The sequence below is a fragment of the Vibrio sp. E150_011 genome, from assembly GCF_053544015.1.
Genome location: NZ_JBHFOL010000010.1, coordinates 146,822 through 166,532 on the forward strand (window position 1 = coordinate 146,822; position 19,711 = coordinate 166,532).

The window sequence follows — 19,711 nt, forward strand, 5'->3', positions numbered from 1 at the left end:
CTAAGTATAGGCTTACGGCATGGAATAGCAAGTTGAACAAGGGTAATCATGCTGGTTTTTCGAGCAAAATGTTAGTGCGTGACGGTCACTCCATTTTTGCTATCTAATTTTAATGATTCGCATCAAATAACGACCGAGTTCTCAACTTTAATGCGTCGAAAATTCTATAGTTAAAGTAGACATTCACACTGAGTTGGAGGCCCTATATGATTAAGGTCGAAGATATGATGACCCGCAACCCTCACACCCTATTGCGGTCTCACTCTCTCGCCGATGCTAAGCACATGATGGAAGCGCTTGATATCAGGCATATCCCTATCGTTGATGCCCACAAACAACTATTAGGCATTATTTCCCAACGCGACTTGTTCGCCGTACAAGAATCCATCTTACAACGTGTTCCAAGCGACCAATCTTACACATTATCAACACCTATTAGCGATTTTATGCATGTCAATATCATGACAATTGAACCCAGAGCAGGGCTTCGTGAAAGTGCCGTGTATATGCAAAAACACAAAGTAGGCTGTTTGCCAGTGGTCAAAAAAGGAGAATTAGTGGGCATCATCACTGACAGTGATTTTGTTGCTATCGCGATTAATTTACTCGAATTACAAGAGGAAGTAGAACCAGAAGAGTCGGAAGTTGAAGTGGTTCAGCAAACCACCGAGCCTTCATAGTTTAACAACGTCATCTAAAACACAACAAGATGGTTGGTGTATGTGTCTTATATACCAACCCCAAATAGCAACGCATACTTTATTCTGCAGCAGAGACTCACTAGTATTACAGCAACCCCGAAACGACATCCGCTAAGTGCATAAAAGATTCTCGCCTTGACGAACTAGGCCTCCAAACTAAACCAATTTCTCTGTGTGCTTGCTGACCTGGCGGCTCAATAACAATCAGATTCTGATTGTCTAATAACCCGTGCTCAATCGCCATTTGTGGGATAAATGTGGTACCCAAACCGTTTGCCACCATCTGCACAAGCGTGTGCAAACTCGTTGCACTAAATGGATTGATTTTTTCTTTTTTGGTCAACTTACAAGCAGACACTGCATGCTCGGTTAAACAGTGTTCATTTTCTAGTAAGAATACTGATTCATCCGGTAGATCATCATACTTAATTGGTACTCGGATACGATCGGCTTGAGTTCGGCTTATCACCATTTTGAACGGATCTTGCCCAACAATACAGCTCTCCATATTACCAATTTCCATTGGTAAAGCGAGAATAAGCACATCTAACTCACCGTGTTTCAAGGCGGCTAATAAATTGGAGGTCGTATCTTCTCTTAGTAGTAGGTTAAGCTGCGGGTAGCGAGCGTTAACCTCTTGCACTAAATCACACAATAGAAACGGCGCAATCGTTGGAATGCAACCAAGCTTAATCTGCCCTTGCATCGCGTCACCTTGGCAATAATTACCTAATTCCATTAGGTCTTGCCCTTTCGCAAGCAGCTCCCTACCTTGCTTTACCACCATTTCACCCGCCTGGGTGAATACTAATGGGCTTTTCTTATCTTTTTTCTCATAAAGCGGGCAACCAATGAGCTCTTCAAGGTTTTGGATACCTTTGCTCAAGGTCGATTGACTAACAAAACAACGCTCTGCGGCTTCACTAAAATGTCGAGTTTCATTCAGCGTTACGAGGTAGTGAATTTGTTTTAAACTGGGCCATTTGTTCATAATTATTGCCTGCTTTTAACACACTATCAAAAAAGGAATGAGTCAGTTTCATTCATCGCTTTTTTCGATTAAATCAATCTATTAATTTCGCTTTTTTCAATACTACAATGTGTACTATAGTTTGTCTCGTACAAACACGGACCAAACCGAAGACGGTTTGAATTAACCTATTTTAGGAGCAAAAAAATGGTACTAGTTGGTCGTCAAGCCCCAGATTTTACTGCAGCAGCTGTTCTTGGTAACGGCGAAATCGTTGATAACTTCAACTTCGCTGAATTCACTAAAGGTAAAAAAGCAGTTGTTTTCTTCTACCCACTAGATTTCACGTTCGTTTGCCCATCTGAGCTTATCGCATTTGATAACCGTCTAGCTGATTTCCAAGCTAAAGGCGCAGAAGTTATCGGTATTTCTATCGATTCTCAATTCTCTCACAACGCATGGCGTAACACTGCTATCGAAGATGGCGGTATCGGTCAAGTTAAATACCCTCTAGTTGCTGATGTTAAGCACGAAATCTGCAAAGCATACGACGTAGAGCACCCAGAAGCTGGCGTTGCGTTCCGTGGTTCTTTCCTAATTGATGCTGACGGCCTTGTTCGTCACCAAGTAGTGAACGATCTTCCACTTGGTCGTAATATCGATGAAATGCTTCGTATGGTAGACGCACTAAACTTCCACGAGAAGAATGGTGAAGTTTGTCCTGCACAATGGGAAGAAGGCAAAGCTGGTATGGACGCATCTCCAACAGGCGTTGCAGCGTTCCTATCTGAGCACGCAGACGACCTATCTAAATAATTGAAACCTTCCGCCCCATGCTCACGGGGTTGATGGTTGGAAATAATAAAGCGGACACCGCAGCCAATCATTGAAGAGATTTTCAGTTAGCCGAATCCAAGCCCGAGTTTTTACTCGGGCTTTTTTTATTTCCCCTCAATACACTTTTCATCGCTAGTATATCCAGCCTCAGAGGGTTATATTGTTGCCCCCCTCCTTTCTGTCGGATAACTCAATGACCTACCAAATCGAAGTGTGCATCGACAATATTGAATCTCTCCCATTGGCTATTCAGGGTGGCGCAACTCGAATAGAACTGTGCGCTTCATTAGCTCTTGGCGGGCTTACTCCTAATGCAGGCTTGATAAAACAAGCGGTACAAGCATCGTCAATTCCTATTTATGTCATGATTCGCCCTAGGCAAGGTGATTTTCTCTATGATCACAGTGATGCCGAGGTCATGGCAGAAGATATTCGAATCAGCGCTCAATATGGTGCTCAAGGTATCGTATTAGGTATGCTAGACAAAGAAGGGAACATCGATAAACCACTAGCTACTCGTCTTATTGCCCTCGCACATAAACTAGGGCTAGGCGTAACCTTTCACCGTGCTTTTGACCAATGCAGCAATCCATTCCAAGCCTTAGAACATGTTATTGAACTGGGGTGTGAGCGCATACTCACTTCTGGTCTGGGAAAAAATGTTTGTGAGGGTATGGCGATGCTGAAACAGCTCAACGAGAAGGCGAATGGGCGAGTTGCTATTATGGCGGGCGCTGGGCTGAATGAGAAAAATGTTGCGGATGTGATTGCGACAACTCAGGTGACTGAGGTCCACCTTTCAGGGAAATCCACTCGCCCAAGTCAGATGTTATTTGTCGCTTCGACAGCTAAAATGGGACAAGACGATGTGGATGACTTTGCGATTCCCGTTACCGATCCAGATAAAATACGAGCCGTCATCGAGCAACTGCCCAACGTATAAAGAGGTTGGTGACCAGTACACCTATAAGCCCACCAAAATTGCTGGGTTAGTCACTCGCTAACCGGCAGTAGAGCGACGGTCTCAAGCTATAAAAAGTTATCGATCTCTTTCTCATCAAGGTGGCGAACATCCTTGCCCTTCACAAAATAAATAATGTATTCACAAATATTCTGGCAGCGATCACCTACCCGCTCAATGGCACGTGCAGACCACATAACCTGTAATATGTTAGGGATGTTTTTGGGGTTTTCCATCATGTACGCCGTCAGTTGGCGAATCACTGCTTCATACTCAGCGTCAAGTTTATCATCTTGTTTATAGACCTCGGCGGCGGCATCAACATCCATTCGCGCAAAGGCATCCAACACCTGATGAAGCATACCAATAGCTTGACGGCATAACGGCTCTAGCGACACATGATAATTTTGTTCTTTGGTTGATGGCGTCTCGATGGCTACTCTTGCGATTCTCGTAGCCACATCGCCTATACGCTCTAAATCTGTAATGGTTTTAATAATGGCCATAACCAAACGCAAGTCTTTGGCTGTGGGTTGCCGCTTGGCGATAATTCGAGTACAAGCTTCATCGATAGAGACCTCCATCGCATTCACCTTATGATCATCACGTACCACCTTTCTCGCTAAATCAATATCGTCACTGTGTAGCGCCTGCATTGAAAATGAAAGCTGTTGCTCCACCAGCCCTCCCATCGTAAGGACGTGAGTACGAATGGATTCCAATTCCGCATTGAATTGACCAGAAATATGACGACCAAAGTGCATGTGTTAACTATTCCTCTATCCGTATCGACCAGTAATATAGTCTTCCGTTTGCTTTTGCAGCGGTGATGTAAAGATTGCATCGGTATCTGAGTACTCTACCAGTTTTCCCAAATGAATAAACGCAGTGTGATCACTTACTCGCGCTGCTTGTTGCATGTTATGCGTCACCATCACCACGGTGTACTTTCTCTTTAAATCGTTAATCAACTCTTCGATCGTCAGTGTCGAGATAGGATCAAGCGCTGAGGTTGGTTCATCCAGAAGCAGAACCTCTGGCTCAATAGCAATCGCACGAGCAATCACTAAACGCTGCTGCTGACCACCCGATAATCCAAACGCATTATCATGGAGTCGGTCTTTAACCTCGTCCCATAAAGCAGCAGCGCGCAGTGAGCGCTCAACCGCATCATCGAGATTACGACTATTGCGTATCCCTTGTAAGCGTAATCCATACACCACATTTTCATAAATAGACTTGGGGAACGGGTTGGGTCTTTGAAATACCATACCGACTCGACGGCGCAATGTTGCCACATCCACTTTAGGGTGATAAATATTTTTCCCGTGCAGTCTAACATCTCCCTCGACCTTGCATCCTTCAACGAGGTCATTCATACGATTGATACATCGCAACAAGGTTGACTTGCCACAACCAGAAGGCCCAATGAACGCGGTAACTTGCCCTTTTGGAATGCGCATTGAAACATTATCCAGAGCTTGCGAACCGCGATAGAACAAATTTAATTTTTCTATTTCAATGGCGGTCTGATCATCATTTAAGTCATTAACATCAAGTGGTGTGGGGTAACCTAGGGTTTGATTGATAGAAAACATAGTTAGTCTTGTCCCAATGTTCGATATTTTTCTCTTAGATTATTGCGAATAGCAATCGCGGTTAAGTTCAAACCGACCACCACTGTCACCAACAAAAATGACGTCGCATAAACCAATGGGCGAGCGGCCTCTATATTAGAGGTTTGGAAACCAACATCGTATATATGAAAACCTAGATGCATGAACTTTCGCTCTAGATGTAAAAAAGGAAATTGGGCATCAACAGGCAGGCTAGAGGCAAATTTCACCACGCCAACAAGCATCAAAGGTGCCACTTCACCCGCCGCCCTCGCTACCGCCAAGATGAGCCCGGTGATAATAGCAGGGCTCGCCATTGGTAAGACTATCCGCCATATTGTTTCGAATTGCGTGGCACCTAACGCCAAAGAACCATGCCTTGCTGAGAGTGGAATACGATTCAGGCCTTCTTCTGTCGTTACGATCACAACGGGTAACGTCAAAATAGCTAATGTTAATGCTGACCAAAGTAAACCTGGCGTTCCGAAGGTAGGAGCCGGTAGTCGCTCAGCATAAAACAATGAGTCTATCGAGCCACCAATAGTGTACACAAAGAAGCCAAGTCCAAATACGCCATACACAATGGAGGGGACGCCAGCAAGGTTAATAACGCCGACACGTATCATACGGGTTAGCCAATTATTTTCAGCGTATTCGTGCAAATACAGCGCAACGAGCACCCCTAGCGGCATCACCATCACCGACATAATTAATACCAACAATACCGTACCGAAGATAGCGGGAAAAACACCACCTTCAGAGTTAGATTCACGCGGGTCGTCTGACAAAAACTTCCAAACTTGACCACTCCAATGTGTGAGTTTTTCAGCAAGCGTCATATCATTAGGGAACCAAAAATCCACAATACGGCTGAGGGGAACCTCTACTCGGTCGCCCTTCATGTCCGCGACGATAAGTGTCTTGCTATTGAGGGTGTTTCTTAGCTCATCTAGCTCAAGTTCATTGATTGCCAGTTGTTGCTGAATAATACGCTTTTGTTGTCGATACTTTTCCGATAATGCTGCAGTTAATGTGCCGTTCAGCTGTTCCTTGCGATGCTTTAACCTCATCACTTCAAGTTGATAGCCCAGACCGCGTATTTTTCGATCCACAATATCATCAATCGCTTGCTGTGTTTGCTGCGTCAGCGCTAAGGCCTCATCCAATCGCAGATGAATATCCTTAACAAACGCACCGTCAGGCGTATTGAGCGCGAGAATATCACCAAAGAAGTCTCCACCTCTCGTCCGTTCGATAACAACAAGCCCTGCAGGGGTGGTTTGGTTATAAAGCTCTGGCTCTAAAACCGATACAAAGTCCATCCCATACAAATCACGATTGGCGGTTTTAATACTCAACCGCTCAACCTTACCTGATGCGATAACCGACTCAGGTAATACCGATGAAGCATTGGGAATAGTATGAGTCGACATCCAGGTTCTGGAATACACTTGCCCAATAAGATATTTACCGTCGGCATCTTGCCACTGGTACAAAGGAGCAGGCCAAAAATAAGCTAACCCTTTCCAACCAATCAGAAGCAACAAGCCTAAGACAGAAATCAAGCTAATACTGACCGCACCACCGGTCAACCAAACCCAAGGCGCTCCAGACTTAAACCATTTAAACATGGTGAGCTTCCTTAACAACGTCAAAGTGCACTGTATTTCTCTCTTAACCTTTGTCGTACCCACTCAGCTAATGAATTAACAACAAAAGTAAAACTAAACAAAATCAAAGCAATCAAGAACAATAGGCGATAATGAGTACTGTTCACTTCTGATTCGGGTAACTCCACCGCCATTGTGGCAGAAAGGGTTCTCATGCCTTCAAAAATATTCCAATCAAGTATCGGGGTATTACCTGTTGCCATAAGCACAATCATCGTTTCCCCCACCGCTCGACCTAACCCCATCATTACCGCGGAGAAAATCCCTGGACTTGCTGTCAGCAAAACCACATATAATAGGGTTTGCCACTGTGTTGCCCCTAATGCCAATGAACCATCGCACAAGTGCTTAGGCACTGAGAAAATAGCGTCCTCTGCAATAGTGAAGATTGTTGGTATCACAGCAAAGCCCATTGCAAAGCCAACCACCAGCGCATTGCGTTGGTCAAAATCAATGCCGTGTTGCGCCAGATACACCCTAACATCACCACCAAACATCCATACCTCCATATCGTAGGAGTACGTCATCATTAAGTACATGGCAATGATAATCACAGGGATCAGCGTAAACGGGTGCAATCCACTGGGTAGCTTCCCGGTAAAACGCTTGGGAATAAGGTACCAGACGATTCCAGAAGCTAACGATAAGAGCGGTAGCGTGATAAGCAACATCATCACTGCAGGTAAATGACTTTCGACGATAGGAGCAAACCACATCCCGGCCAAAAAGCCAATAATCACCGTAGGTAAAGCTTCCATCAATTCAATGGTCGGTTTGACGACTTTACGCATTCCCGAAGACATAAAGTAAGCAGTATAAATAGCACCAAATACGGCAATAGGTGCAGCAAACAACATAGCAAACGCCGCGGCTTTTATCGTGCCAAACGCAATAGGAACTAAGCTGAATTTAGGCTCAAAATCATCATTTGCTGCCGTTGTCTGCCAAACAAACTCAGGTTCTGGGTAGCTTTCATACCAAACCTTGCCCCACAGCGCACTCCAGGATATCTCCGGATGTTCATTATCTATTTTAGCGATATGAAGGACATTATCGATGACCAACGCGGCATAGCGATTATTATTCGATAAGCCGATGCTTTGTAATGTGCCATCGGGTAGTCGAAGATCAGAGACCGCTTTTTCACTGGTGGTATAACGCCCTTGGATCTCACCAGTATCCAAGCGAGCTAAAAAGCCTTTACTAAGGTTCTCGGGTATAATTTGTTCAACCGAAGCATCAAATTCAAACGAACGAATCGGCGTCAATACCCTTGTTTTATTCGTTAATACATCAAACCACTGCCAAACCATGTGATTATCGTATTGAACAAGCAATGAATAGGCCCCAGCTAGCAACGATATGTCCGTCACTGCCGCTTCGTTAGCACTTCTTAGGTTAATCACTTCTCTGACGGTCAGTTGATTTGATTGATGAACAATGACATACAATTCATCTTTAACGCGGACGTATATCGTGTTGCCATTGGGGGTCAGCAACAATTGATCGGCATCGTTTATAGTGAAGTTTGACGTCGTGATGTTAGCCCCTGCTATTGGCGTATTATCATCCGAAATACTTGTCGTACGTTGAGCACTTAATGTTTGAATATGGTCTTTCTCAACGTGATCGGACAATCGGCTCATCAAGTCATCATTCGAGCTCTCTGTTTCTTGGATTAGATGCACATGACCCAGTGCATCTATCGTCGCAAAGGACATCGTCTTTTGATTCTTCGCCGCTGCAGCAATCACGACGGGCTGCCCATCCGTCGACGCGACAATCCAATTCAATCTGTTGTTGTCTGACGCTACAACCTGATTGCTCGCGATTTCAATGTCAAAGCTCGGCGTTACAGCGGCCAATTGATTGCCATTACGAAGCAGTATTAACCATTTGGATGACGAGCTTAATAATTCCGCTCCATCTTGGAGGTACTGCGATTGCGTCACTTGTCCTGATACTAACGATTTTTCTGTGACAATTCCGTCAGACGTATAAAACCGAGCTTTAGTCGCATTATCATCAACAACGGTTGTTATAATAGGGGCGGTAAGTTCAATCGGCTCAGCCTTTAACCAAGTGATCTTAGCATCAGAAAAAATGGGGAAGGTAACAAAGGCAAGGTAGACAAAGATAAAGATCAATCCAGCAAGCACACTGAGGCCACCGAATGAGACGATCCAACGAACGAGCCGATCCTGAATCTGACGTTTACGATCTTTAGTGTGCAATGAAAAGCTGGCGTTTGCCATAATTTACATTCTATCTCTTGATGATGTTTGAGGTTGTAAGGGGAGCTGTCCCACTTAGATTATGGGATAAAATACAAGCTTGCACGAAATGCCTCAACATAATATGTCGTTTAGGTGACAATTATATTACACAGCCTCTAACGTACTGAAAATCATAAAATGTAGTACGCTGTATTAGAAATTAAATAAAAGTGTCATGTAAGACCACTATGGTTCACGGCTAGATTTCGTTATCCCCCCTGTTCATCAATAGGGTATTAAGAATGGTTGATTATATGAGCGCAGAAAAATTCTATGTAGAAAAAGAACTTAGCTGGTTGTCTTTCAATGAGCGGGTACTTCAGGAAGCTGCGGATAAAACCGTTCCTCTGATCGAAAGGATCCGATTTCTCGGGATCTTCTCTAACAACCTAGATGAATTCTACAAGGTTCGATTTTCAGACGTTAAACGTCGAATTTTAATAAACCAAGAAAGTGGTAATGGTGATAAATCCAAGCGGCTGCTTTCAAAAATGCAGAGCAAGGTTCTCAAGCTAAACCTTAGATTTGATGAGCTCTACAATGAACTCATTTTGGAAATGGCGCGCCGACGCATTTTTTTGGTCAATGAAACGCAACTCACCGACACCCAGAAAAAATGGATTCAGAAGTACTTCCAGAAGAAAGTACTCCCTCATTTAACGCCATTGCTTCTCAAAGATGATATCGACGTTCTGCAATTTTTAAAAGATGAATACGCCTATATCGGTGTAGATATAAAAAAAGAAGAGACGTCTCAATACGCATTACTCGAGATTCCAACGGACCACCTCCCCCGCTTTGTTATGGTACCGGAACAAAAGGGAGAGCGACGCAAGACCATTATTTTACTCGATAACATCATTCGATATTGCTTAGACGACGTCTTTCGAGGTTTTTTTGATTACGATTCACTCAATGGCTATTCAATCAAAATGACACGTGACGCGGAATATGACCTGAGTCATGAGGTTGAACATAGTTTGCTCGAACAAATGTCGGAAGGGGTCAACCAACGCCTAAGCGCAATGCCCGTTCGATTTGTATATGAAGATGGTATGCCCGAAAGCATGCTCACCTTATTGTGTAACAAGCTCGGCATTTCAAACTATGACAGTTTGATTCGGGGTGGGCGTTACCATAACTTTAAAGATTTCATCAATTTTCCAAACGTAGGCCGCGATTACTTAGAAAACAAACCATTACCTCCAATGCGTTGCGCCGATTTTGATGGCTACGCCAATCAGTTTGATGCTATACGTGCACAAGATATTCTATTAAATTTCCCATATCATTCATTTGAACACGTTACCGAGCTCGTTCGCCAAGCCTCTTACGACCCTAAAGTCCGTGGTATTAAGATTAATATCTATCGAGTCGCAAAAGATTCTAGATTAATGAACTCTCTCATCGATGCACGACACAATGGTAAGGCTGTGACCGTCGTGGTTGAACTGCAAGCACGCTTTGATGAAGAAGCCAATATTGAATGGTCGAAAGTACTCACTGACAATGGCGTCCAGGTAATTTTTGGCGCTCCAGGCCTCAAAATCCACTCGAAACTATTGCTTATTAGCCGACTCGAACACGGGGAGATCGTCCGCTACGCCCATGTTGGTACAGGCAATTTTCACGAAAAAAATGCTCGTTTCTACACTGACTTCTCGTTACTTACTGCCGATCATGCCATTACCAATGAAGTCCGTAATGTCTTTGGTTATATAGAAAACCCGTATAGACCCGTAAAATTTGACCATTTAATTGTCTCTCCTCGCAATTCTCGTAAACAACTTTATCAACTCATCGATGAAGAAATCAGTCACGCTCATGCGGGAAATAAAGCCAAGCTCACCTTGAAAGTGAATAACCTTGCTGATAAAGGGCTGGTCAATAGGCTTTATACCGCAAGCCAGGCGGGGGTGAAAATCAATATGATTGTTCGTGGCATGTGTGCGTTAGTACCAGGACTAGAAGGGATCAGCGATAACATCACTATAATTAGTATTGTCGATCGTTTTTTGGAACATCCAAGAGTTATCATTACCCACAACAATGGCGATCCTAAGGTCTATATATCCTCTGCCGACTGGATGACTCGAAATATTGACCATCGAATTGAGGTTGCCACACCGATTTACGACACACGTTTAAAACAGCGAATCATTGATATTATCAATATCCATTTCACAGACACAATGAAAGCACGCCACATCGATAAAGAAATGAGTAACGCTTACGTTTCACGGGGCAATAAGAAAAAAGTGCGTTCACAAGTTGCTATTTACGACTATCTTAAACACGTAGAGAAGCAAACTAAAAAGAACAATAAGCAGCGATTAGAGAATGAGTCAGAACATAACGGAAATCAGTAAACAGGTCGCGGCCATTGATTTAGGCTCCAATAGCTTTCATATGGTCGTCGCTAAAGTCATCAATCAAGACTTGCAAATCGTTAGTCGACATAAGCAAAGGGTGCGCTTAGCGCTCGGGCTAGACGCGCAAAATAATTTGGATAACGCGTCGATTGAACGAGGCCTTGAGTGCCTCGCCATGTTCGCAGAAAGATTGCAGGGTTTTGAGGTCGGCCACGTCCGGATTGCAGCGACACATACATTACGTATCGCCAATAATGCCCACATATTTTTGCAACGCGCTAAAGCGATCCTGCCGTTTCCTATCGAGATCATTCCAGGCGAAGAAGAAGCAAGGCTCATTTATTCTGGCGTTGCTCATACGCAAACAGAATCAAGTTCCAAGCTTGTGGTAGATATCGGTGGTGGCAGCACAGAACTCATTATAGGCGAAGCGTTCACACCTAAATTACTCAATAGTACCCAAATGGGGTGTGTCAGTTATACAAAAAAATACTTCGCGAATGGTAAGCTATCCACTAAGAACTTTTCCAAGGCTATCCTGTCCGCTCAGCAACGGCTGGAAGCGTTGAGCCCTCGCTACAGAAAGTCAGGGTGGGAGATCGCATTAGGTTCATCAGGTACGATAAAAGCAATTAAAGAAGTACTTGTGGGGCTGGGTTATGATGATGGCGTCATCACCCTTAAACGTTTACACAAACTCATTGATAAGCTTTGTGAGTTTAACCATATCGACAACATTACCTTCCCCGGCTTGACGGTTGAACGACAGCCTGTTTTTGCTGCTGGTGTCGCGATCTTAGCCGCCATTTTTGATAGCCTATCTTTAGATGAAATGCATTGCTCAACGGGTGCACTCCGTGAAGGGTTGTTGTATGAGATGGAAGATCAGTTTCAGCGTTCAGACATTAGAATGAGAACCGCCGAAAACCTGGCTCAAAAACACTCTGTCGACATCAATCATGCAGACAATGTCCGAGTTCAAGCTCGTGACTTTCTCTACCAATTACACGATTCTCTGGAACTAAAAAAGAAAAGTAAGCTCTATAGCCTAATCGAATGGAGCGCGCTACTTCACGAGGTAGGGCTGAGTATCAACTACCAAGCCTTTCATAAGCATTCAAGCTATATTCTTCAACATACCACTATGCCTGGATTCAACAGTGAAGAGCAACTTGTGCTCGCAACACTCGCTCGCTTTCAAAGAAAGCAACTTAAGTTACAAGAACTCCCTGAGTTTTCTTTATATAAAAAGAAGCATATTGAAGGGTTAATTCGGGTACTAAGGTTAGCCATAATTTTAAATGGTCAACGCAATGAAGAGCCTAAGCCTCCCATGCAAATTGTCATCAATAAAGGCGCTTGGATACTCTCAAGTACTCAGAAAGATTGGCTTCTCCATAACAAGTTACTTGATGCGGATTTACAAACCGAACAGCGCTACTGGCAAGGTGCCGGTTGGGTATTAGAGTTTTCATGATGTTATATTTCAATAACTCATCACTGACATCACCAGACTTGCACCACCGAAACTGAAACGAAGCTTACTGCGCCAGAGAGAGACCAACCTTAGATAGCTCATGTTCAACAAAAGATCGAGTTAATGGCACATAGCCATCTTGCTCGACAATTTGTTGCCCCTCTTGAGAATAGATATAACGGATATAGGCTTCTTCTATGGGCTCTAGCGGTTTATTAGGGTTTTTATTAACGTAGATATAAAGATAGCGTGACAATGGGTAATCACCAGATAAAACGTTCTCTCGGTGCGGATAGACATACTGCTTACCATACTTGGCAATCGGTAGCAGCCGTGCATCAGACACTTTGTAACCAATACCTGAATAACCAATCGTATTCACTGAAGATGCGACAGATTGAACAGCCGAAGCAGAGCCGGGTTGCTCATTTACATTTCGCTTAAAGTCACCTCCGCACAGAGCATTTTTTTTAAAAAATCCGTAGGTACCTGATACTGAGTTACGTCCAAACATTTGTATAGGCCGTTGACTCCAACTACTCTCAACACCCAAATCTGACCAAGTTTGAACACTTTCTAACGCACCACAACGCAAGGTCGCAGAGAAGATACTATCAAGCTCTTCAAAATTAAGCCCTTTGATCGGATTATCCTTGTGAACGAAGATACCTATTGCATCGATCGCAACACTAAGTGCTGTGGGTTTATAGCCATACTCACGCTCGAATGCCGTCACTTCTTGAAGTCGCATAGCTCGACTCATCGGCCCAAACTGTGCCGTTCCCTCAGCGAGCGCCGGCGGAGCAGTTGAAGAACCGGATGCTTGTATTTGTGCATTCACATTTGGATAGATAGTCTTAAACTCTTCTAACCACAATGTTGTCATTCCTGAGAGCGTATCAGATCCCACTGATGAGAGGTTACCCGATACACCTGGTATCTTCTGATAACGAGGAAGATCTGTTGCCCCCACTCCCAGTGAAACTGACAACGTCCATGATGCTAAAATGGCGTAAAAGCGATGAGTCATTACTCAACAACCAGTCTTTCTGGAAGAATAAAGGAAAACTTACTCCCAACATCAACCTCTGAATGAATCTCCAAATGAGAGTCATGGTGAGACAAGGCATGTTTTACAATCGCTAACCCTAAGCCACTGCCTCCAGTGTCTCTCGACCGAGCCTTGTCCACTCGATAAAAACGCTCGGTTAAACGATGTAAATGTTGGGCTTCAATACCATCACCTGTGTCTTCTACATCCAAGCATGCCCCTTGAGAGGATTGGTACCAGCGGACCTTGACTCCAGCCCCTGGTGGTGTGTACTTCACGGCATTGTAAACTAGGTTAGAAATAGCACTACGCAGCTGGTCTTCATCACCAAACACTCGCAGACGGTTATCGATATCGAATTCTATCTTATGTTGATCATCGCCACTCAAGCTGACCGCTTCTTTTTCCAAAATTTCAAGCATGGCGGGTACATTAACAACCTCATCAAGCTCATGCATTGGTGCTGCCTCAATTTTAGAAAGTGTGAGCAGCTGATTCACCAAACTGTTCATCCTATTGAGCTGCTCGGTCATGACCCCATGAGCCTTAGTCCACATAGGTCCAACCACCATGTCAGGGTCTTCTGTCATTTCCAGATAACCCTGAAGTACGGTCATTGGTGTACGTAGTTCATGTGAAACGTTGGCAAAGAAGTTACGACGCATACCTTCCAGTTGCTTCAACTGACTTACGTCACGTACCACCATCAAGTGTTCACCTTCCGTGTAAGGCACGATACGTAATTCAATCATTCTTTCTACGTTCAGGGGTGAAGGCATTTCTAACGGCTCAGAGAAATCGTTTTTATTGAGGTATTTTATGAAATCTGGCGTTCGGATTAAATTCGAAATTGGCTGACCAGAGTCACCTGGCCAACGAAAGCCGAGTAAGTGCTGAGCAAGTTTGTTACACCACACAATATTACCTTCGCTGCGAAATACAACGACAGCATCGGGCAGTGACTCGGCACCATTTTTAAAACGTCGAATAAGATTCGTTAGCTCTTTACGCTTACGTCTTTGGCGTTGCTGTAATCGGTAAATGCCATTAAATAACAGCTCCCAATTACCAGTACCAGACGGCGGCGTCAGGCGCTTCTCGTCCCAAAGCCATGCTGACAGGCGCATTTGGTTGTGTAGATGCCATACAAGCTGCATCACCGTTGCAGCAAGCAGTAACCATGGCATGTAGCCAAACATCCACCCGACAATAATCCAAGGGGTGTAAAAAAAAGCCAGCTCCCAGGCTAGCTTTTTCCATGTTAATCGTTCAACCATTTATTTCTCCAGTTCAGTGCTAGCCTTTGGTTGAAAAACGATAACCAGCACCTCGAACAGTTTGAATCAACTTATCATGTCCAGCTGACTCTAATGCCTTTCGCAAACGACGAATATGAACATCAACCGTGCGATCTTCTACATACACATTCGTACCCCAAACGTTATTCAATAACTGCTCTCGGCTATACACTCGTTCTTGATGGGTCATAAAGAAGTGCAACATTTTAAACTCGGTTGGCCCCATATCTAATGGTTGATCATTAGCGGTTACGCGGTGCGAAACAGGATCCAATTTTAAACCTTGTACATCAATAACATCTTCTAGCGCCGTTGGTGTGACTCGGCGAATGACGGCTTTCAATCGAGCCACCAACTCTTTCGGTGAGAATGGCTTTGTAATATAGTCATCAGCCCCAACTTCAAGGCCACGTACCTTATCTTCTTCTTCACCTCGAGCTGTCAGCATGACTACCGGGATATTACGCGTTAACTCTTCACGCTTCATATGTTTGATAAAGTTAATGCCGGAGCCACCAGGCAGCATCCAATCCAAAAGGACAAGATCGGGGAACGGTTCAGCCAATTTATTTACTGCCGTGTCGTAATCTTCAGCTTCTACGGCTTGGTAGCCTTTCTGCTCTAATACAAAGCACAACATTTCGCGAATTGGCGCTTCATCCTCAACAACCAGGATTCTTCTAGACATAATGGAATAACCTTATGGAATCTAATCAACTGCATGCATTATCAGTAATTATTATGACACTTTTGTGACCATTGAAAACAATTTTTAATATAAGTTTCGCACAAATCCCATTGTCAGAATCAATATTTAGGCTAAGACATTTCCATAAAAATTGCCTATGATGTGCAGCGTTCAATTATTAATGTGAGAGTAATATGTGGTTTAAAAACTGTTTGGTCTATCGTTTCAATAAGGAACTTGAGTTTAACGCTGATAAGCTAGAACAGCAGCTTGAAGAGTTTCGTTTCACACCATGTGGTAGCCAAGATAAGCAAAAATTTGGCTGGGTTACTGCATTGGGTAAACATGGCGACATGATGACTCATGTATCTGAAGACCGTATTTTGCTTTGCGCTAAGAAAGAAGAAAAAATGTTGCCGGCATCAGTGATCAAAGAGTCATTGAGCAACAAGGTAGATTTATTAGAAACGCAGGAAGGTCGTCCCCTGAAGAAAAAAGAAAAAGACGATCTTAAAGAAGACATTATCATTGATTTACTGCCACGTGCATTTAGTCGAAGTAACCTAACCTACATGGTAATAATGCCAAAAGATGGCTTTATTATCGTTGACTCAAGCAGCTTTAAAAAAGCAGAAGACGTGATCGCACTGCTACGTAAAACCATGGGCAGCTTACCGGTCATACCTGCATTTCCAGAGCAACCAATTGAAAACACGCTGACTGAATGGGTAAAGACTGGCACGACACCAGCAGGCTTCAATATGCTAGACGAGGCTGAACTCAAATCAGTACTTGAAGACGGCGGTATCATTCGCTGTAAAAAACAAGAGCTATCTAGTGATGAAATCCTTGGTCATATTGAGGCGAATAAATTTGTGACCAAGCTTGCCCTTAACTGGCAGGAGCGTATTGAATTTATCTTTGCTGACGATGGCAGCATCAAACGCCTGAAATTTAGTGACGAGCTAAAAGACCAAAACGAAGATATCCCAAGAGAAGATGCCGCAGCACGAATTGACGCTGACTTCTCTTTGCTATGTGGAGAGCTGAGCGCATTTTTACCAAGTCTGTATAACGCATTTGGCGGTTTACCACAGCAATAATCCTTTCTAATCAATGCCCGGCTCTTCCGGGCATATTTCTGCGCTTGGAATACCCACAATTTTAGCGTAAAATTTGCGCCCCTTAGTACCATGAGGTGGTACTTCCCTGACTTATAATCAGAATAGAGAATTAAGCAATGTTTACTCCTGAACTCTTGTCTCCAGCTGGCAGCCTTAAAAACATGCGTTACGCATTCGCTTATGGTGCTGATGCCGTTTATGCAGGGCAACCACGCTACAGTCTTCGTGTACGTAATAATGAATTTAATCATGAGAATCTTCAGATTGGCATTAACGAAGCCCACGAACTCGGTAAGCAATTTTATGTGGTCTGCAATATTCAGCCTCATAACTCAAAGCTAAAAACCTTTATTCGCGATCTCAAACCTGTTGTTGAGATGGGCCCTGATGCACTAATCATGTCTGATCCTGGTCTCATTATGATGGTCCGCGAAGCATTTCCTGATATGGCCATCCACCTATCGGTTCAAGCAAATGCCGTCAACTGGGCAACCGTGAAATTTTGGGCGGCAAACGGCGTTGAACGTGTCATCGTTTCTCGTGAACTATCGCTTGAAGAGATTGAAGAGATTCGTGAGCATTGTCCTGAGACTGAGTTAGAGGTGTTTGTCCATGGTGCACTTTGTATGGCGTATTCTGGTCGTTGTTTGCTCTCCGGTTACATCAACAAAAGAGACCCGAACCAAGGTACATGCACTAATGCTTGTCGTTGGGAATATAATGTTGAAAAGGGTAAAGAAAATGATGCTGGACAGATCGTAGAAGAGTTCGATCCTAAAACGGCTAACCCAATCGAAGTTCAAGACGAGCGTCCTGATAACACCCTCGGACTTGGTAAACCAACGGATGAGGTTGTTCTTCTTTCGGAAAGCCACCGTCCCGATGAAAAAATGGCAGCGTTTGAAGATGAGCATGGCACTTACATCATGAACTCAAAAGATCTTCGTGCTATTCAACATGTCGAAAGATTGACAAAAATGGGCGTTCATTCGCTTAAAATCGAAGGTCGAACTAAATCCTTCTATTATTGTGCTCGTACCGCCCAACTATATCGCCAAGCAATAGATGACGCAGTAGCAGGTAAGCCATTTGATGAAACTCTGATGAGCACCCTCGAGAGTTTGGCACACCGTGGTTATACAGAAGGCTTCTTGCGTCGTCATACCCACGATGCTTATCAAAACTATGACTATGGATATTCTGTTTCTGATGCTCAGCAATTTGTTGGTGAATTCACCGGCAAGCGCCGTGGTGATCTTGCAGAAGTAGACGTGAAAAACAAATTCATTGTCGGCGATAGCCTTGAGCTAATGACACCTAACGGCAACGTTATTTTTACCCTAGAAGCAATGGAAAACCGTAAGTCAGAAACTATCGATGATGCGAAAGGCAATGGCCACTTCGTATTTATTCCAGTTCCAGCGGACATGGAGCTTGATTATGCCTTATTGATGCGTAATCTAGATAATGGTCAGGATACCCGCAACCCAACAGGCAAATAACATGGCACTGTTAATTACAGATAAATGCATTAACTGTGATATGTGTGACCCAGAGTGTCCGAATGATGCTATTGCTATGGGCGCGGAGATCTATGAAATCGATCCTATTCTATGTACGGAATGCAAAGGACACTATGATAAACCGACATGTCAATCGGTCTGTCCTATAAGTAACTGCATCATCACCGATCCAAAGCACATAGAAACGGAAGATGAATTGTTAGAAAAATTTGTTGTCATTCAAGGCATGGCCTAGACAAGTAAAAAGCCTTCGTCAGACGAAGGCTTTTTTTTAACCTGATTTTTCTATTGGAAAGACATTACAATACAACTCTTTCTCATATTGTATCTCTAGTTTTTTGCGCCAGTTTTCAGCTGAGTTTATTGGAATTAAATAAAATTTTTCTCGGCTGGTGTCTGTGACAAACGCAATGCCATGCTGCATCAATTCAAAATGAATATCATTGATAAACCCGAGCGTGAAACTTTGTCGACCAGAAAGTTGGTTAATATCTTCTCGCGTTAAAATTACCCCCGATTTCTCAGAAGCAAACCTTTCTCTCAACCACCTCGAAAACTGCCGTGCTGATATCATTGTCATAACGGTATTCCTTACCTAAAACTTTAAGGGCTTGCGCCAAAGAAAAGCAGTAGAGTAGTTCCCACTAAGATAAGAGCACCGACAAAACAACTAATCCACTGAATTACAGATAAAGATAGCCAACTAACCGCCACTTCTCCAGTCGCAAATATGAGAGAAGCTTGATTCATATAAAGACGGACATGTATCTGTAGAGATAGATTAGGAAGTAAGCTTCAAGGGTCAAATATGATTTGATTCCGCTTACCTATAAAGGTGTGGAAAGTAGAATAAGTCTTATAAGGGATAGGTTTTTATATGATGTAAAAAAGGCCCTGACCTAAGTCAGAGCCTTGAATATGGCAGGGGTGGAGAGATTCGAACTCCCAACACGCGGATTTGGAATCCGCTGCTCTGCCAATTGGAGCTACACCCCTGTAGTTGTTTTAAAGACTTAACTTTGTCTAAATAAATGGCGGAGTGGACGGGACTCGAACCCGCGACCCCCGGCGTGACAGGCCGGTATTCTAACCAACTGAACTACCACTCCGCAGTGGCTTACTCGCTATTGCAAGTGTCCATAAATTA

General features: G+C 43.7%; 17 protein-coding genes and 2 tRNA genes. 8 read left to right on the forward strand and 11 right to left on the reverse strand.

Features of this window, described 5'->3' with window-relative positions:
* Positions 1-206: 206 nt before the first annotated feature.
* On the forward strand, positions 207-680 hold the full coding sequence (locus ACE1OE_RS15975; RefSeq protein WP_102471060.1) for a CBS domain-containing protein: 474 nt from the start codon (positions 207-209) through the stop codon (positions 678-680).
* A gap of 106 nt (positions 681-786) precedes the next feature.
* On the opposite strand, the gene ACE1OE_RS15980 is transcribed toward ACE1OE_RS15975, so the two are convergent.
* Positions 787-1,692, reverse strand: coding sequence for a hydrogen peroxide-inducible genes activator (locus ACE1OE_RS15980; protein WP_102471061.1), 906 nt, complete (start codon positions 1,690-1,692; stop codon positions 787-789).
* A 186-nt stretch (positions 1,693-1,878) separates the two neighbouring features.
* On the opposite strand from ACE1OE_RS15980, the gene ACE1OE_RS15985 reads away from it, so the two are divergent.
* Both ACE1OE_RS15985 and ACE1OE_RS15990 read left to right on the forward strand, forming a co-directional pair.
* Positions 1,879-2,487 carry a peroxiredoxin C gene (locus tag ACE1OE_RS15985; protein WP_102471062.1) on the forward strand — a complete coding sequence of 203 codons (609 nt, stop codon included), beginning with the start codon at positions 1,879-1,881 and terminating at the stop codon, positions 2,485-2,487.
* Between the two features lie 214 nt (positions 2,488-2,701).
* The gene (locus ACE1OE_RS15990) at positions 2,702-3,451 is read left to right on the forward strand and encodes a copper homeostasis protein CutC (RefSeq protein ID WP_449211619.1); all 750 of its coding nucleotides are present in this window, start codon (positions 2,702-2,704) and stop codon (positions 3,449-3,451) included.
* An 86-nt stretch (positions 3,452-3,537) separates the two neighbouring features.
* Here ACE1OE_RS15990 and phoU read toward each other — a convergent pair whose 3' ends face one another.
* Genes phoU through ACE1OE_RS16010 form a run of 4 tightly spaced genes read right to left on the reverse strand, consistent with a single transcriptional unit; the run spans position 3,538 to position 9,010 of the window.
* Complete coding sequence (gene phoU, locus ACE1OE_RS15995) at positions 3,538-4,233, reverse strand: phosphate signaling complex protein PhoU (protein WP_102471064.1); 696 nt, start codon at positions 4,231-4,233, stop codon at positions 3,538-3,540.
* A 15-nt stretch (positions 4,234-4,248) separates the two neighbouring features.
* The gene (gene pstB / locus ACE1OE_RS16000; RefSeq protein WP_102471065.1) at positions 4,249-5,067 is read right to left on the reverse strand and encodes a phosphate ABC transporter ATP-binding protein PstB; all 819 of its coding nucleotides are present in this window, start codon (positions 5,065-5,067) and stop codon (positions 4,249-4,251) included.
* Between the two features lie 2 nt (positions 5,068-5,069).
* Complete coding sequence (gene pstA, locus ACE1OE_RS16005; protein WP_449211620.1) at positions 5,070-6,716, reverse strand: phosphate ABC transporter permease PstA; 1,647 nt, start codon at positions 6,714-6,716, stop codon at positions 5,070-5,072.
* Positions 6,717-6,736: 20 nt separating this feature from the next.
* Entirely contained in the window at positions 6,737-9,010 is a 2,274-nt protein-coding gene (locus ACE1OE_RS16010) for an ABC transporter permease subunit (RefSeq protein ID WP_449211621.1), read from the reverse strand.
* A gap of 275 nt (positions 9,011-9,285) precedes the next feature.
* On the opposite strand from ACE1OE_RS16010, the gene ppk1 reads away from it, so the two are divergent.
* Together ppk1 and ppx are read left to right on the forward strand one after the other, a co-directional pair.
* A complete protein-coding gene (gene ppk1, locus ACE1OE_RS16015) occupies positions 9,286-11,400 on the forward strand; it encodes a polyphosphate kinase 1 (protein WP_372061892.1) in 2,115 nt (704 codons plus the stop codon).
* Positions 11,372-12,880, forward strand: a complete 1,509-nt coding sequence (gene ppx / locus ACE1OE_RS16020) for an exopolyphosphatase (protein ID WP_372061893.1) — start codon at positions 11,372-11,374, stop codon at positions 12,878-12,880. Before ppk1 ends, ppx begins: the two co-directional genes overlap by 29 nt.
* A 64-nt stretch (positions 12,881-12,944) precedes the next feature.
* On the opposite strand, the gene ACE1OE_RS16025 is transcribed toward ppx, so the two are convergent.
* The 3 genes from ACE1OE_RS16025 to phoB are packed head-to-tail and all read right to left on the reverse strand — an operon-like array spanning position 12,945 to position 15,917.
* A complete protein-coding gene (locus tag ACE1OE_RS16025) occupies positions 12,945-13,910 on the reverse strand; it encodes a PstS family phosphate ABC transporter substrate-binding protein (RefSeq protein WP_449211622.1) in 966 nt (321 codons plus the stop codon).
* Positions 13,910-15,208, reverse strand: a complete 1,299-nt coding sequence (gene phoR, locus ACE1OE_RS16030; RefSeq protein WP_102471070.1) for a phosphate regulon sensor histidine kinase PhoR — start codon at positions 15,206-15,208, stop codon at positions 13,910-13,912. The genes ACE1OE_RS16025 and phoR overlap by 1 nt, the downstream gene beginning before the upstream one ends.
* A 19-nt stretch (positions 15,209-15,227) precedes the next feature.
* The gene (gene phoB, locus ACE1OE_RS16035) at positions 15,228-15,917 is read right to left on the reverse strand and encodes a phosphate regulon transcriptional regulator PhoB (RefSeq protein WP_042500693.1); all 690 of its coding nucleotides are present in this window, start codon (positions 15,915-15,917) and stop codon (positions 15,228-15,230) included.
* 194 nt (positions 15,918-16,111) lie between these two features.
* Here phoB and rdgC point away from each other — a divergent pair, with 194 nt between their 5' ends.
* The 3 genes from rdgC (at position 16,112) to ACE1OE_RS16050 (ending at position 18,799) form a co-directional block, all read left to right on the forward strand.
* Entirely contained in the window at positions 16,112-17,020 is a 909-nt protein-coding gene (gene rdgC / locus ACE1OE_RS16040; protein ID WP_372061895.1) for a recombination-associated protein RdgC, read from the forward strand.
* A gap of 137 nt (positions 17,021-17,157) precedes the next feature.
* Positions 17,158-18,543: a prephenate-dependent tRNA uridine(34) hydroxylase TrhP gene (trhP, locus tag ACE1OE_RS16045; protein WP_449211623.1), complete on the forward strand. Its 1,386-nt coding sequence runs from the start codon at positions 17,158-17,160 to the stop codon at positions 18,541-18,543.
* A 1-nt stretch (position 18,544) separates the two neighbouring features.
* Complete coding sequence (locus ACE1OE_RS16050) at positions 18,545-18,799, forward strand: YfhL family 4Fe-4S dicluster ferredoxin (protein ID WP_449211624.1); 255 nt, start codon at positions 18,545-18,547, stop codon at positions 18,797-18,799.
* A gap of 36 nt (positions 18,800-18,835) precedes the next feature.
* Here ACE1OE_RS16050 and ACE1OE_RS16055 read toward each other — a convergent pair whose 3' ends face one another.
* The 3 genes from ACE1OE_RS16055 to ACE1OE_RS16065 form a co-directional block, all read right to left on the reverse strand.
* On the reverse strand, positions 18,836-19,144 hold the full coding sequence (locus ACE1OE_RS16055) for a hypothetical protein (RefSeq protein ID WP_102471074.1): 309 nt from the start codon (positions 19,142-19,144) through the stop codon (positions 18,836-18,838).
* 339 nt (positions 19,145-19,483) lie between these two features.
* Positions 19,484-19,560: transfer RNA gene (locus ACE1OE_RS16060), tRNA-Trp, on the reverse strand.
* Between the two features lie 36 nt (positions 19,561-19,596).
* Positions 19,597-19,673: transfer RNA gene (locus ACE1OE_RS16065), tRNA-Asp, on the reverse strand.
* Positions 19,674-19,711 lie beyond the last annotated feature (38 nt).